The organism is Kitasatospora aureofaciens, assembly GCF_001188955.3.
Classification (GTDB): domain Bacteria; phylum Actinomycetota; class Actinomycetes; order Streptomycetales; family Streptomycetaceae; genus Kitasatospora; species Kitasatospora aureofaciens.
Window position 1 is genome coordinate 17,598 of sequence record NZ_JPRF03000061.1, and the last position, 15,654, is coordinate 33,251.

At 71.2% G+C, this 15,654-nt stretch carries 10 protein-coding genes; 9 read left to right on the forward strand and 1 reads right to left on the reverse strand.

Annotation, left to right across the window (positions count from 1 at the left end; all coding sequences use genetic code 11):
• Positions 1 to 56: 56 nt before the first annotated feature.
• Entirely contained in the window at positions 57 to 4,001 is a 3,945-nt protein-coding gene (locus tag HS99_RS32705) for a type VII secretion protein EccC (RefSeq protein ID WP_030289907.1), read from the reverse strand.
• 334 nt (positions 4,002 to 4,335) lie between these two features.
• Here HS99_RS32705 and eccD point away from each other — a divergent pair, with 334 nt between their 5' ends.
• The 9 genes from eccD to HS99_RS32750 all read left to right on the forward strand — a co-directional run bounded on the left by eccD (position 4,336) and on the right by HS99_RS32750 (position 15,359).
• Entirely contained in the window at positions 4,336 to 5,796 is a 1,461-nt protein-coding gene (eccD, locus tag HS99_RS32710; protein WP_030557092.1) for a type VII secretion integral membrane protein EccD, read from the forward strand.
• 199 nt (positions 5,797 to 5,995) lie between these two features.
• Positions 5,996 to 6,286 (forward strand): 30S ribosomal protein S15, encoded by a 291-nt coding sequence (gene rpsO, locus HS99_RS32715; protein ID WP_030289909.1) that lies wholly within the window; start codon positions 5,996 to 5,998, stop codon positions 6,284 to 6,286.
• Positions 6,287 to 6,740: 454 nt separating this feature from the next.
• The gene (locus HS99_RS32720) at positions 6,741 to 8,948 is read left to right on the forward strand and encodes a polyribonucleotide nucleotidyltransferase (protein ID WP_030289910.1); all 2,208 of its coding nucleotides are present in this window, start codon (positions 6,741 to 6,743) and stop codon (positions 8,946 to 8,948) included.
• 117 nt (positions 8,949 to 9,065) lie between these two features.
• Positions 9,066 to 10,418, forward strand: a complete 1,353-nt coding sequence (locus tag HS99_RS32725) for a M16 family metallopeptidase (protein WP_223886066.1) — start codon at positions 9,066 to 9,068, stop codon at positions 10,416 to 10,418.
• Between the two features lie 29 nt (positions 10,419 to 10,447).
• Positions 10,448 to 11,194 carry a 4-hydroxy-tetrahydrodipicolinate reductase gene (gene dapB, locus HS99_RS32730; protein ID WP_030557089.1) on the forward strand — a complete coding sequence of 249 codons (747 nt, stop codon included), beginning with the start codon at positions 10,448 to 10,450 and terminating at the stop codon, positions 11,192 to 11,194.
• 7 nt (positions 11,195 to 11,201) lie between these two features.
• A complete protein-coding gene (locus HS99_RS32735; protein ID WP_030557087.1) occupies positions 11,202 to 11,660 on the forward strand; it encodes a tetratricopeptide repeat protein in 459 nt (152 codons plus the stop codon).
• The gene (gene thyX / locus HS99_RS32740; protein ID WP_030289914.1) at positions 11,657 to 12,388 is read left to right on the forward strand and encodes an FAD-dependent thymidylate synthase; all 732 of its coding nucleotides are present in this window, start codon (positions 11,657 to 11,659) and stop codon (positions 12,386 to 12,388) included. The genes HS99_RS32735 and thyX overlap by 4 nt, the downstream gene beginning before the upstream one ends.
• A 215-nt stretch (positions 12,389 to 12,603) precedes the next feature.
• Entirely contained in the window at positions 12,604 to 13,503 is a 900-nt protein-coding gene (dapA, locus tag HS99_RS32745) for a 4-hydroxy-tetrahydrodipicolinate synthase (RefSeq protein ID WP_030289915.1), read from the forward strand.
• 170 nt (positions 13,504 to 13,673) lie between these two features.
• Positions 13,674 to 15,359, forward strand: coding sequence for a ribonuclease J (locus tag HS99_RS32750; protein WP_030289916.1), 1,686 nt, complete (start codon positions 13,674 to 13,676; stop codon positions 15,357 to 15,359).
• Positions 15,360 to 15,654: the final 295 nt, after the last annotated feature.

A 15,654-nucleotide genomic window follows, 5' to 3' on the forward strand; every position in this document is an offset into this window, starting at 1 on the left:
GACGAGTCCGACCCCTTTGATCACCGTACGTAGCCAAGGCCCGCTCGCGCGGCCGGTCACTGCACCGGCAGCCAGCCCGTCTGGACCATCTGCCCGTTGGTCGCACGGCGTGACACGTAGATCCCGCGGCCCGGTGGCAGCGCCTGCGGCTTGACCGTCCCCAGCAGCGCGCCCTCGTCCCGGTTGCCGGACAGGATGACGCCCTGCCCGCCCAGCTCGCGCATCCGCTGCATCACCGGCTCGTACATCGAGCGCCCGGCGCCGCCCGCGCTGCGGGCCACGATCACCCGCAGGCCGATGTCCCGGGCGAACGGCAGGAACTCGGCCAGCGGCGCCAGCGGGTTGCCCGAACTGGTCGCGACCAGCTCGTAGTCGTCGACGATCACGAACATGTCCTTGCCGCTGTACCAGCTGCGGTTGCGCAGCTGCTCGGCGGTCACGTCCGGGCCGGGCAGGCGGCGGGCGCAGGCCCCGCGCAGCATGTCCACGACGGCGGCCATGGACGGCTGGGCGGCCGCGTACTCCACCAGGTACTCCTGCGGCACGGTGCCCAGCAGCGCGCGCCGGTAGTCGCCGACCACGATGCCCGCCTGGTCCGGAGTGTAGCGCTCGGTGATCTGCTTGATCAGCATGCGCAGCAGCGCCGACTTCCCGGACTCGGTGTCACCGAACACGATGAACAGCGGGTCGGTCTCGAAGTTGACGAACACCGGCGCCAGCTCGGCCTCGTCCACGCCGAAGGACAGGCCGCGCTCCGGGTGCTCGAAGCCCTTCGGCAGCGAGTTCCCGTCCAGGACGGCCGGCAGCATCCGCACCTGCGGGGCGCGGGGGCCGGTCCAGGCCCCGTCGACCGCGGTGACCAGCCCGGCCACGCCGTCCTGGAGGTCCTCCACCGAGGAGGAGCCGTCCAGCCGGGGGAGGCCGCCCAGGAAGTGCAGCCGCTCCGCGGTGATGCCGCGCCCGGCCAGCGGCGGGACGTTCTGCGCCACCCGGCGGTCCACCTCGGACTCCATCGCGTCACCGAGCTTCAGCTCGACCCGGTTCTGCAGCAGGTCCTTCAGCGCCGGGCGCACCTCGGCGTACCGGGCCGCGGTGATCACCAGGTGGACGCCGTAGCCGAGGCCGCGCTGGGCGATGTCGCCGATGACCGGCTCCAGCCCCTCGAACTCCTGCTTGAAGGTGTTCCAGCCGTCGATCATCAGGAAGACGTCCCCGAAGGCCTCGTCCGGCAGCTGGCCGGCCGCCCGGCGGGCCCGGTAGGTCGCGATGGTGTCGATGCCGGTCGCCCGGAACAGCTCCTCGCGCCGGTTCATCACCCCGTGCACCTCGGAGACCATCCGGCGCACCTTGTCCACGTCCAGGCGCCCGGCGACCCCGCCGACGTGCGGCAGGCCGGTCAGCGACTGGAAGCTGCCCGCGCCGAAGTCCAGCAGGTAGAACTGCACCTCGCGCGGGGTGTGGGTGAGGCCGAAGGCGGCCGTCATGGTGCGCAGCACGGTCGACTTGCCCGAGCGGGGGCCGCCCACGATCAGGCCGTGGCCGGCCGCCCCGGAGAAGTCGACCTCCAGGATGTCGGTCTTCTGTTCGCGCGGCTTGTCCACGATGCCGATCGGCGCCCGCAGCCGGCCGCCCGGGTAGCCCGGCGCGGTCAGCCCGCGTTCCGGGACGACCTGCAGCGGCGGCAGCAGGTGGTCGATGCTGGGCGCCTCGTCCAGCGGCGGCAGCCACACCTGGTGCGCGGCCGGGCCCTGGCCGGCCATCCGCTGGACGAAGACGTCCAGCACGGTGTCCACCAGCGCGTCGTCCTGCTCCGGTGCCTGCGGGGCCTCCTCCTCCACCGGCTCCGGGGGCAGGTCGACGAACGCGGAGGTGAACGCGACCGGCTGGGCGTTCACCCGCCGTCCGCCGGTCGACCGCTGCTGGCCCGGCGCCCGGTACGGCCCCGAGACGTAGGCGGCCTTGAACCGGTCCATCACGTCCTCGCCGAACTTCAGGTAGCCGACGCCCGGCACCGGCGGCAGGTGGTAGGCGTCCGGCACGCCGATCGCGGCCCGCGACTCGGCCGCCGAGAAGGTGCGCAGACCGATCCGGTACGAGAGGTAGGTGTCCAGGCCGCGCAGCTTGCCCTCCTCCAGGCGCTGCGAGGCCAGCAGGAGGTGCACGCCCAGGGAGCGGCCGATCCGGCCGATCTGGATGAACATCTCGATGAAGTCGGGCTTGGCGGAGAGGAGTTCGGAGAACTCGTCGATGATCAGCACCAGCGAGGGCAGCGGGTCCAGCGCCGCGCCGGCCGCCCGGGCCCGCTCGTACTCGTGGATGTTGGCGTAGTTGCCGGAGCGGTGCAGCAGCTCCTGGCGCCGGTGCAGCTCGCCCTCGATCGCGTCGCGCATGCGGTCGACCAGGGTGAGCTCGCCCTCCAGGTTGGTGATCACCGCGGAGGTGTGCGGCATGTCCGCCATGCCGAGGAAGGTCGCGCCGCCCTTGAAGTCGGCGAGCACGAAGTTCAGCGTCTCCGAGGAGTGGGTCATCGCCAGCGCGAGCACCAGCGTGCGCAGCAGCTCCGACTTGCCGGAACCGGTCGCGCCCACGCACAGGCCGTGCGGGCCCATGCCCTCCAGCGCGGCCTCCTTGATGTCCAGGTAGACGTGCTCGCCGTTGGCACCGACACCGATCGGCACCCGCATCCGCTCGTGCTGGGCGCGCGGGCGCCAGCTGCGGGCCACGTCGAAGGAGCCCGGGTCGCCCGAGTTCATCATGTCGGTGAAGTCCAGGTTGGACAGCAGCGGCTCGTCGTCCCCGCCGGCCGAGGCCCGGTACGGCGCCAACTGCCGCGCCAGCGCCTCGGACTGCCACAGCGAGAGCAGGTCCGGCTTGCCGGCGTACGTCGCCCCCGAGGCCGAACGCAGCACCAGCTCCTGCGGGCTGACCGTCACCATCAGGTGCCCGCTCGGCTCGTCCACCTCACCCGGGACGACCTCGATGACGGTCACCCCCTGCACGCCCTCGGGGCCGGCCAGCACCGAGTCGTGCGGCACCCCGGCGCCGTCCATGATGACCACCAGGTGCGGCTGGTCCGCCGCGGGCGCCGCGTCCCGGACGAAGCGCTGGCGGCCGGACAGCTCGTCCTGCAGCAGGTACTCCAGCTCGCCCAGGTCGTGGGCGCTCAGCCGGCGCGAGCCCGCGCCGTCCGCCTCCTTGCGGTGCTGGTTGTGCGGCAGCCACTTGGTCCAGTCCCACTCCTCGGCCGCGCCGGGCGCCGCGGCGACCGCGACCAGCAGGTCGTCCGGCGAGTGCAGGGTGGTCAGTTGGGCGATCATCGCGCGCACGTTGCCGTACACCGAGTCCGGGTCCCCGCACACCGTGATGTGGTAGAACGCCCGCAGCGAGACCGCCAACGGCAGGTCCTGGAGGGTGCCGTGGGCCTTCAGGAAGGAGTGCATCGCGGCCGCCGACAGCGGCTCCAGCTCGTCCATCGGCGCCGTTTGCGGCGCCACCAGCGGGGTGGACAGCTGCACCGGCCCGAGGCCCACCCGGATCTGCGCGAAGTCGCCGTCCCCCGTCCGCCGCTCCCACAGCCGCCGGCCGTCCTCGACGATCGACCACAACTGGTCCGGCGCCGGGTTCAGGAACAGCAGCGCGCCGCGCTGGCTCTCCGCCGTGCGGCGCACCTGGCGCCGGGTCTGCTGAAGGTACTTGAGGTAGTCGCGCCGCTCGTCCGCCATCGCGGTCGAACCGCCCTTGCGGGCCCGCACGATCTGGGCCAGGACCATGCCGACCGTGGAGACGATCATCAGACCGCCCATGATCTTCATCGGGGCGGCCGCGCCCGGCGAGAAGAAGAACACCGCCGAACCGCCCATGCCGAGCATCGGCAGGATGCTCATCAGCCAGTCCTCGCCGCCCTGCCGGGGCAGTTCGGGCGGGCTGACCAGCTCCACCGGCTCGTCCGGCACCGTCGGCGGGTACGCCCTGGCCGGTCGCTTGACCATGATCACACCCATGCGTCATCCACCCCGCGGCGTCGATCGATCACTTCGGCATCAGCCCTCACGCGACTGCGCCCGCTCCGGTACGGGTTCGCGAGACTGAGGACGCCCCACACAGCGCAGCCCCCGTACCACCGTGCGCAGGCGCCGATACTAACGGTCGGTCCTCGTACCGCCCGCCGGGCCCCGCCCCGCAGCGGAGCCGGGCACGGACCGAGCGGGTAGGGTAACGCCGCGCCAACTCGCGGCCCGGCCGGGCCGGTTCCACAGCCAGACCGCGCGCCGCGTGCCGCGGCACCGTCAACCACAGGGGGAGCGCCAAAGTGCGTCGAAGGATCGAGGTGCGGCCGTGACTTCTGCCGCCGCCACGGGCTACTGCCGGGTGACCGTCGTCGCCCCGGACCGCCGGATCGACGTCGCCCTGCCCGAGGACGTCGCACTCGCCGACGTCTATCCCGAGGTGCTGCGCCTGGCCAACCAGAGCCAGCCCGACGGCACCCCCACCGGCTTCCACCTGGTCCGCCGCGACGGCACCGTGCTCGACAGCAGCCTCTCGCTGGCCGCCCAGCAGGTCCGCGACGGTGACCTGCTGGCGCTGCGCCCCTTCGCCGAGTCCCTGCCGCCCGCCGTCTACGACGACGTCGCCGACGCCATCGCCAGCGCCGTCGAGGCCGACCGCCGGTTCTGGACCGTCGATCTCATGCGCGGCTTCGGCCTGATCGGCACCGGGGTGCTGCTCACCCTGCTCGGCTTCGCGCTCTGGTTCTCCGACCTGCGCCACGACATGCACAGCCTGCCCGGCGTGCTGGCCGGCGTCACCGCCGTCGTGCTCACCGCGCTCGCCGGGGTCCGCGCCCGGGTCTACGGGGACGCCCCCGCCGCCGTCGCGCTCGGCCTCGGCGCCCTGCCGCACGCCCTGATCGCCGGCAGCGGCATCATCGCCGTCGCCCACAAGTGGGACGGCCCAGGCCGGCTGCAGTTCCTGACCGGCTGCGTCACCGTCCTGGTGATCGCCGTGCTGCTCGCCGGACTGCTGCCCACGATGGACGCGGTGTTCGTCGCCGCCGCCTTCGTCGCCACCGCCGGCGCCCTCGCCACCTTCGCGGCCGTGCTGATGCCGGACACCCCGGCCGGGAACATCGCCGCCGTCACCGGCGTCGCCGCCGTCGCCGCGGTCGGCTTCCTGCCCAGCCTCTCCGCCCGCTTCGCCCGGCTGCCGGTCGGCTTCAGCGCCCCCGGCCAGACCCGCACCCGCAGTCGCGACTACGACGAGGAGGCCGAGCGCGCCGAGGCCGTCCAGTACGAGCGCATCGCCCACCAGGCCCGCCGCGGCCACGAGGTGCTGGTGGGGCTGGTCGGCGGCTGCGCCGCGGTCGTGGTCGGCGCCTGCGCCGTCCTCTCCTTCACCGACCGCACCTTCCCCGAGCTGCTGGCGCTCGCCCTGGGCATCGCCACCATGCTGCGTGCCCGGCTGTTCCGCTACACCGCGCAGGTCCTCAGCCTCACCGCGGCCGGGCTGCTCGGCCTGTGCCTGCTGATCGTCGGGCTGTCCCTGCACACCCCGCAGTTCATCCTGCGCACCGCCGGCGCCGGCACCGACCTGGACCTGCGCACCATCTGGCTGGCCGCCTCCATCGCCTTCGGCGCCGCGCTGCTCACCGCCATCGCCCTGGTGGTGCCCCGGCTCGGTGTCTCCCCGTTCTGGGGGCGCATCCTGGACCTGGTCGACAGCCTCACCCTGATCTCGCTGGTCCCGCTGGCGCTCGCCGTCCTGAACATCTACCGGCTGGTCCGCGGCGCCACCGGCTGACCCCCGGGACGCCCGCCTCCCACCCGCCGCCCACCCGCCGACCGGCGTGGTGGGCGGCACTGGTACGCTTGGCCTCCGAGCGCAGCCGTGTGTCCGCCCCCAGGGGCAGCCGACCACCGGCCGCGCTCACCGACACCGAGTTCTCGCAGAGTCCTGTGCTGTCGACCAGGACCGCTCGGTAGACCCCGAAGGAGTTGCAGTGGCTCTCGCCTCTGACGTCAAGAAGCAGATCATCGCCGAGTTCGGCCAGAAGGAGGGCGACACCGGCTCCCCCGAGGTCCAGGTCGCCATGCTCTCCCGCCGCATCTCGGACCTGACCGAGCACCTCAAGTTCCACAAGCACGACCACCACTCGCGTCGTGGCCTGCTGATCCTGGTCGGCCAGCGCCGCCGCCTCCTGCAGTACCTGGCCAAGAAGGACATCGAGCGCTTCCGTACGCTCGTCGACCGCCTGGGCATCCGCCGCGGTGCCGCCGGCGGCGCCCGCTAAGACCGCCGCTCGGGGCGGCTCCCCACACCGGGGAGCCGCCCCTCGCGCGTATGCCGCGGCGGTTCGGCCGCGGCACCCGGACATAACAACTCGCGCGCACCTCCCCAGGTGGCCGAGGATTGCACCGTAGGGTTGTGGGCATGCCGGGTGATGGCGCAGCAGCGCGCCACCCGGGCAGCAAGCCCGGACCCCCGCGGGACGAAGGCTTCAAACGGAAGCCGCCCGCATCCGAGAGAGCGTCCAGACGCGGACCGCCCGTCCCGGCCCGGCAGCCGTGAGGCGCCGGTCCTCGGTAGTGGCCCCCGGAACCCCCGCCGCAGAGCGGGGCGCCCCGGAGGCTTCGATCGAAGACCGGCCCGACTGCCGCCCTCCCTGGTTGGAGGGCTCCAGGGCCACCACGAGGCAGCGCGCGGGGACGCTCTCCCGGAGACGTACGAAAGAGGAGATCTTCCAGGTGGAAGAGAACGTGTTCTACGCCGAGGCCGTTATCGACAACGGTTCCTTCGGCACCCGTACCATCCGCTTCGAGACCGGCCGTCTGGCCCGTCAGGCCGCCGGCTCCGCCGTGGCCTACCTGGACGACGACACCATGGTGCTGTCGGCCACCAGCGCGTCCAAGCAGCCGAAGGAGCACTTCGACTTCTTCCCGCTGACCGTGGACGTCGAGGAGCGGATGTACGCCGCCGGCCGCATCCCCGGCTCGTTCTTCCGTCGTGAGGGCCGGCCCTCCGAGGACGCGATCCTCACCTGCCGCCTGATCGACCGCCCGCTGCGCCCGTCCTTCGTCAAGGGCCTGCGCAACGAGGTCCAGGTCGTCTGCACCGTGATGGCGCTCAACCCCGACCACCTGTACGACGTGGTCGCCATCAACGCCGCCTCCGCCTCCACCCAGCTGGCGGGCCTGCCGTTCTCCGGCCCGATCGGCGGCGTGCGCGTCGCGCTGATCAAGGGCCAGTGGGTCGCCTTCCCGACCCACAGCGAGCTGGAGTCGGCCGTCTTCGACATGGTCGTCGCCGGTCGTGTCCTGCCGGACGGCGACGTCGCGATCATGATGGTCGAGGCCGAGGCCACCGACAAGACCATCAAGCTGGTCGAGGGCGGCGCCGAGGCGCCGACCGAAGAGGTCGTCGCCTCCGGCCTGGAGGCCGCCAAGCCGTTCATCAAGGTGCTGTGCGCCGCGCAGTCGCAGCTGGCCGCCCAGGCCGCCAAGCCGACCGCCGAGTTCCCGGTCTTCCTGGACTACCAGGACGACGTCCTCGCCGCGCTGACCGCCGCCGTCAAGGACGAGCTGGCCCAGGCCCTGACCATCCCGGGCAAGCAGGAGCGCAACAACGAGCTGGACCGCGTCAAGGCCGTCGCGGCCGAGAAGCTGCTCCCCGAGTTCGAGGGCCGCGAGAAGGAGATCAGCGCCGCCTACAACGCGCTGACCAAGAAGATCGTCCGCGAGCGCGTCATCAAGGACAAGGTCCGCATCGACGGCCGCGGCGTCACCGACATCCGTACCCTGGCCGCCGAGGTCGAGGCCATCCCGCGCGTCCACGGCTCGGCGCTGTTCGAGCGCGGCGAGACCCAGATCCTGGGCGTCACCACGCTGAACATGCTCCGGATGGAGCAGCAGCTCGACACGCTCTCCCCGGAGACGCGTCGCCGCTACATGCACAACTACAACTTCCCGCCGTACTCGGTCGGCGAGACCGGCCGCGTGGGCTCGCCCAAGCGCCGCGAGATCGGCCACGGCGCCCTGGCCGAGCGCGCCATCCTGCCGGTCCTGCCGACCCGCGAGGAGTTCCCGTACGCCATCCGCCAGGTCTCCGAGGCGCTCGGCTCCAACGGCTCCACCTCGATGGGCTCGGTCTGCGCCTCGACCATGTCGCTGCTGAACGCCGGTGTGCCGCTGAAGGCCGCCGTCGCCGGCATCGCCATGGGCCTGATCTCCCAGGAGATCGACGGTGAGACCCACTACGTCGCGCTGACCGACATCCTGGGCGCCGAGGACGCGTACGGCGACATGGACTTCAAGGTCGCCGGTACCCGCAACTTCATCACCGCGCTGCAGCTGGACACCAAGCTGAACGGCATCCCGGCCTCCGTGCTGGCCGCCGCGCTGAAGCAGGCCCGCGACGCCCGCCTGCACATCCTCGACGTGATGAACGAGGCCATCGACTCTCCCGACGAGATGTCCCCGAACGCGCCGCGCATCATCACCATCAAGATCCCGGTGGACAAGATCGGCGAGGTCATCGGCCCCAAGGGCAAGATGATCAACCAGATCCAGGAGGACACCGGCGCCGAGATCACGATCGAGGACGACGGCACCATCTACATCGGTGCCGCCGACGGCCCGGCCGCCGAGGCCGCCCGCACCACGATCAACCAGATCGCCAACCCGACCATGCCGGAGGTCGGCGAGCGCTACCTGGGCACCGTGGTCAAGACCACGACGTTCGGCGCGTTCGTCTCGCTCATGCCGGGCAAGGACGGCCTGCTGCACATCTCGCAGATCCGCAAGCTGGCCGGCGGCAAGCGCGTGGAGAACGTCGAGGACGTCCTCGGCGTCGGCGCCAAGGTGCAGGTCGAGATCGCCGAGATCGACCCGCGCGGCAAGCTCTCCCTGATCCCGGTCATCGAGGGCGAGGAAGCCGGCGAGGCCGCTTCCGAGTGAAGCGCCGCTAGCTGACCCTTGCGGCCCGTACGCCTCCCGGCGTGCGGGCCGCACCCCGTTGTCCACGCGTTCGTCCGCACGTGCCATCCACGTGCGTTTCCTCTGGAGGTACCCACCGTGGCCCAGGCCCCGGCGGTAAAGCAGCGTCCCGGCAGCACCCGGACCCTGCTCAAGGGCGTCGACGGCGCCGGCACGGTGCGCCGCTCCGTCCTGCCCGGCGGCCTGCGGGTCGTCACCGAGACCCTGCCGACGGTGCGCTCCGCGACCTTCGGCATCTGGGTCGGCGTCGGCTCGCGGGACGAGACCCCGCAGCTCAACGGCGCGACCCACTACCTGGAGCACCTGCTCTTCAAGGGCACCGAGCGGCGCAGCGCGCTGGACATCTCGGCGGCCCTGGACGCGGTCGGCGGCGAGATGAACGCCTTCACCGCGAAGGAGAACACCTGTTACTACGCCCGGGTCCTGGACACCGACCTGCCGCTGGCCATCGACGTGGTCTGCGACATGCTCACCGGCTCGCTGATCCGCCCCGAGGACGTCGACGCCGAACGCGGCGTCATCCTCGAGGAGATGGCGATGGCCGAGGACGACCCGGGCGACGTGGTCCACGACCTGTTCGCCAAGGTGATCTACGGCAGCGGCCCGCTCGGCCGCCCGATCCTCGGCACCCAGGAGACCATCAAGGCCCTCACCCGGGACCAGATCGCCGGCTTCTACCACCGCCGCTACCGCCCAGAGAACCTGGTCGTCGCCGCGGCCGGCAACCTCGACCACCGCAAGGTGGTCAAGCAGGTCGAACGGGCCTTCGCCCCGGTGCTGGCCCGCTCCACCGCGGCGCCCGCCGAGGCCCGCCGCGGAATCAAGGCGCTGCGTACGGCCGGCAAGGTGGAGGTGCTCAACCGCTCCACCGAGCAGGCCCATCTGGTGCTGGGCGTGCCCGGGGTGCCCCGGCACGACGAGCGCCGCTGGGCGATGGGCGTGCTCAACGCGGCCCTGGGCGGCGGGATGAGCTCCCGGCTGTTCCAGGAGGTCCGGGAGAAGCGCGGCCTGGCGTACTCGGTCTACTCGTACTCCTCCTCCTACGCGGACAGCGGCCTGTTCGGCATATACGCCGGCTGCCAGCCCAAGCGGGTCGAGGAGGTGCTGCGGATCTGCCGCGAGGAGCTGGCCAAGGTGGTCGCCGACGGCATCACCGAGGAGGAGCTGCAACGCGCGATCGGGCAGATCTCCGGATCCACCGTGCTCGGCATGGAGGACACCGGCTCGCTGATGAACCGGATCGGCAAGGCCGAACTCAGCTACGGGCACCACCTGTCGGTGGACGACATGCTGGAGCGGATCGCGGCGGTGACCCTGGAGGACGTCCACGCGGTGGCCCGTGATGTGCTGGGCGCGTACCGGCCGTCGCTGGCGCTGATCGGTCCGGTCAACGACAAGCGGGCCGCCAAGCTCGCCGATCTGCTGGTCTGAGACCGGCCGGTGTTGAGAGGAACTTCGCTATGACGCTGCGTGTCGCCGTGATCGGCGCCAAGGGACGGATCGGCTCCGAGGCCGTCAAGGCCGTCGAGGCCGCGCCGGACCTGGAGCTGGCGGCCGCCCTCGGCCGCGGGTCGAAGCTGGAGGAGCTGACCGAGTCCGGGGCCCAGGTCGCCGTCGAACTGACCCACCCGGACTCGGTGATGGGCAACCTCGACTACTGCGTCCACAACGGCATCCACGTGGTCACCGGCACCACCGGCTGGACGGACGAGCGGCTCGCCACCGTCCGCGGCTGGCTGGCGGACGCCCCGGACCTCGGGCTGCTGATCGCCCCGAACTTCTCCATCGGCGCGATCCTCGGCATGAAGTTCTCCCAGATCGCCGCCCGGTACTTCGAGTCGGTCGAGGTGGTCGAACTGCACCACGACCGCAAGGCCGACGCCCCCAGCGGCACCGCCACCCGCACCGCCCAGCTGATCGCCGCCGCCCGCGCCGAGGCCGGGCGCCCGAAGCAGCAGGACCCGACCACCCACAGCCTGCCCGGCGCGCGCGGCGCCGACGTGGACGGGGTGCCCGTGCACGCCGTACGGCTGCGCGGCCTGCTCGCCCACCAGCAGGTGATGTTCGGCGACACCGGCGAGACGCTCACCATCCGGCACGACTCGCTGCACCACAGCAGCTTCATGCCGGGCATCCTGCTGGGCGTGCGCAAGGTCGTCGAGACCCCGGGGCTGACCTTCGGCCTCGAACACTTCCTGGACCTGTGAGTCACTCATGACCTCCCGTACCGGTTTCTTCGTCCTGTCCGGCGTGCTGTTGCTGGTCGCCCTACTCTGCGTGGGGGAGGGCGTCCAGCTGATCGCCACTGGCAAGCCGCTCGGCATCGGCATCGGCCTGTGCGCCTTCGTGATCCCGCTGATCGGCGTCTGGTTCCTGCGCCAGACCGTCCGCTTCGGCCGGGCCAGCGAGCAGCTCGCCCGGGAGCTGGAGGCCGAGGGCGGCCTGCCGGTGGACGAGCTGAAGCGCACCACCGGCGGGCGGATCGACCGGGCCTCGGCCGACGCGGTGTTCGCCCGCCGCCGGACCGAGGCGGAGGCCGCGCCCGGCGACTGGCGGGTCTGGTTCCGCCTCGCCGTGGCCTACGCCGACGCCGGCGACACCCCGCGCGCCCGCAAGACCATGCAGCACGCCATCAGGCTGCACAGCACCGAACCCGCAAGGAGTAACGCGTGAGCGACGAACCGACGGCCCCCAGCTTCCGCAGCGACGTGACGGTGGAGCTGGTCCGCAGCGCCGCCGCGGACTCGGACGTCATCTGGTCGGCCCGGGTGTCGACCGCGGGGGAGCAGTCCCTGGAGGCGCTCCAGCAGGACCCGGAGAAGTCCAGGGGCCTGATCAACTTCCTGATGCGCGACCGTCACGGCACGCCCTTCGAGCACAACTCGATGACCTTCTTCATCAGCGCGCCGATCTTCGTGTTCCGCGAGTTCCACCGGCACCGCAGCGGCTGGTCGTACAACGAGGAGTCCGGCCGCTACCGCGAGCTCGAGCCGGTCTTCTACGTGCCGTCCGAGGACCGCAAGCTGGTCCAGCAGGGCCGCCCGGGCAAGTACGAGTTCCACGAGGGCACCCCCGAGCAGCACAGGACCACCACGGGGGCGATGGAGGCCGCCTACCGCGAGTCCTACGCCCGCTACCAGGAGATGCTGGCGGCCGGCGTGGCCCGAGAGGTGGCCCGCGCGGTGCTGCCCGTCGGCCTGTTCTCCTCGATGTACGCGACCTGCAACGCCCGCTCGCTGATGCACTTCCTCTCGCTGCGCACCCGGAGGGAGAACTCGGCGGTTCCGTCCTTCCCGCAGCGCGAGATCGAGATGGTCGCCGAGCAGATGGAGGAGCAGTGGGCTCAGCTCATGCCGCTCACCCATGCGGCCTTCGAGAAGCACGGCCGAGTCGCCCCCTGACCTGGGGCGACAGGCATATGGGCAGGGTGTCGGGCATGTCTGGATTGCGGCTTTTCTAGCCGCTCCCTACATTCGTGACCACGGATCCCGGTGCTGCCTGAACCCCCGAGCGGGCAGCACCGGGGTCCCACCTCCCCGCCCTCGGCCTGCTCCACCTGTCCGAACCATGGACCGGCATGGGTACCGTCCCACCGCCTACGAGTAGCTTTGGACGCATGGCTCCGACCTCCACCCCCCAGACGCCGTTCGGCCGGGTGCTGACCGCGATGGTCACTCCGTTCACCGCCGACGGCGCACTCGACCTCGACGGCGCCCAGCGCCTCGCCACGCACCTCGTCGACTCCGGGAACGACGGCCTCGTCGTCAACGGCACCACCGGTGAGTCCCCGACCACCAGCGACGCCGAGAAGGCCCAGCTCGTCCGCGCCGTGGTGGAGGCGGTCGGGGATCGCGCCCACGTGGTGGCCGGGGCCGGCACCAACGACACCCACCACAGCGTCGAGCTGGCCCGGCAGGCGGAGGCCGCCGGGGCGCACGGGCTGCTGGTCGTCACGCCGTACTACAACAAGCCCCCGCAGGAGGGCCTGTACCGGCACTTCACGCAGGTCGCCGACGCGACCGGCCTGCCGGTCATGGCGTACGACATCCCGGGCCGCAGCGGGGTCGCGCTGAGCCACGAGACCCTGGTCCGGCTGGGGGAGCACCCGCGGATCGTCGCCAACAAGGACGCCAAGGGCGACCTGGGCGCCGCGGCCTGGGCGATCGCCCGCTCCGACCTCGCCTGGTACTCCGGCGACGACATCCTCAACCTGCCGCTGCTGTCCGTCGGAGCCGTCGGCGTGGTCAGCGTCGTCGGGCACGTGGTGGCCGGTGAGCTGAAGTCGATGATCGAGGCCTACCTGGGCGGCGATGTGGCCAAGGCCACCGCGATCCACCAGGGCCTGCTGCCGGTGTTCACCGGTATGTTCCGCACCCAGGGCGTGATCCTCAGCAAGGCCGCGCTGGACCTCCAGGGCCTGCCGGCCGGGCCGCTGCGGCTGCCGCTGGTCGGCGCGACGCCCGAGGAGATCGACCGATTGAAGCAGGATCTCGCCGCCGGCGGGGTACACCTGTAGCAGACACAGACGTGCGCGCCCCGGCTCGCCGGACCCGCCCGGGTCCGCCGCTGGACCGGACCGAAGGCGCGAGAGCACCGACCCAGTAGGAAAACGACACTGAGTACGCACGCCATATGTCTCCAGGGGGAGGACCCCGGGCATATGGCGTGCGTCGTGAGGAGAGTCTTTTGAGCCACCCGCATCCCGAACTCGGCGCGCCCCCGGCCCTGAAGGAGGGCGCCCTCCGCATCACTCCGCTCGGCGGCCTCGGCGAGATCGGCCGCAACATGACGGTCTTCGAGTACGGCGGCCGCATCCTGATCGTCGACTGCGGCGTCCTCTTCCCCGAGGACGAGCAGCCCGGCGTGGACCTGATCCTCCCGGACTTCACCTACATCCGGGACCGCCTCGACAAGATCGACGGCATCGTCCTCACCCACGGGCACGAGGACCACATCGGGGCCGTCCCGTTCCTCCTCCGGGAGAACCCGGACATCCCGCTGATCGGTTCGAAGCTGACCCTCGCCCTGATCGAGGCCAAGCTCGCCGAGCACCGCATCCGGCCGTACGTGCTGGAGGTGAAGGAGGGCGAGCGCGAGCGCATCGGCCCCTTCGACTGCGAGTTCATCGCGGTCAACCACTCCATCCCGGACGCCCTCGCCGTGGCCGTCCGCACCCCCGCCGGCATGGTCGTGGCCACCGGCGACTTCAAGATGGACCAGCTGCCGCTGGACGGCCGCCTCACCGACCTGCCGACCTTCGCCAAGCTGGCCGAGGAGGGCATGGACCTGCTGCTGGTGGACTCCACCAACGCCGAGGTCCCCGGCTTCATCCCGCACGAGCGGGACATCTCGGCGGCGCTGCGGAACGTCTTCGCCAACGCCGACAAGCGCATCATCGTCGCCTCCTTCGCCAGCCACGTGCACCGCATCCAGCAGGTGCTGGACGCCGCCCACGAGTACAAGCGCAAGGTCGCCTTCGTCGGCCGCTCCATGGTCCGCAACATGGGCATCGCCCGTGACCTCGGCTATCTGAAGGTCCCCGGCAACATGGTCGTGGACGTCAAGCAGCTGGACGACCTCCCGGACAAGGAGGTCGTGCTCATCTGCACCGGCTCGCAGGGCGAGCCGATGGCGGCACTGTCCCGGATGGCCAACCGCGACCACCAGATCCGCATCGTCGAGGGCGACACCGTCGTCCTGGCGTCCTCGCTCATCCCGGGCAACGAGAACGCCGTCTACCGCGTGATCAACGGCCTGACCCGCTGGGGCGCCAAGGTCGTGCACAAGGGCAACGCCAAGGTGCACGTCTCCGGCCACGCCTCGGCCGGTGAGCTGCTGTACTTCTTCAACATCTGCAAGCCGCGCAACCTGATGCCGGTCCACGGCGAATGGCGCCACCTGCGGGCCGCCGCCGACCTGGGCATCGCGACCGGCGTGCCGCGCAACCGCGTGGTCATCGCCGAGGACGGCGTCTGCGTCGACCTGGAGAAGGGCGTCGCCCGGATCGTCGGCAAGGTGCAGGCCGGCTACGTCTACGTGGACGGCTCCTCGGTCGGCGACATCACCGAGGCCTCGCTCAAGGACCGCAGGATCCTCGGCGAGGAGGGCTTCATCTCGGTCTTCGTCGCGGTCGACTCGACCAACGGCAAGATCGTCGGCGGCCCGACCATCCAGGCCCGCGGTTCCGGCATCGACGACAACGCCTTCGCGCCGGTCGTCGCCAAGCTCCAGGAGGCCCTGGACCGCTCGGCGAGCGACGGCGTGCTGGAGCCCCGCCAGGTGCAGCAGCTCGTCCGCCGGACCATCGGCAAGTGGGTCGCGGACAACTACCGCCGCCGGCCGATGATCCTGCCGGTCGTCGTCGAGGTCTGACCGGCGCCGCTGGTTTGACGTGGGGCGACCCGGTGCGTAATGTTCTCCGGGTTGCCCCACGGGACGAGCCCCAAGGAAGTCCTCGAATGCGAATTCGAGAACGGCCGGGAAAACGGACCGAGAAACTCTGATAGAGTTCGGGAGCGCCGAAAGGCGAGAGCCAAATCGGATGAATGAAACTCCGGAAAACGGAGCGGAAAACATCTGATAAGCTGGAAACACGAAAGAACGAAGCGCCCGGAGGGCCCGCTGGAAGGCGGTCCGAAGGAAGCGTCCGTTCCTTGAGAACTCAACA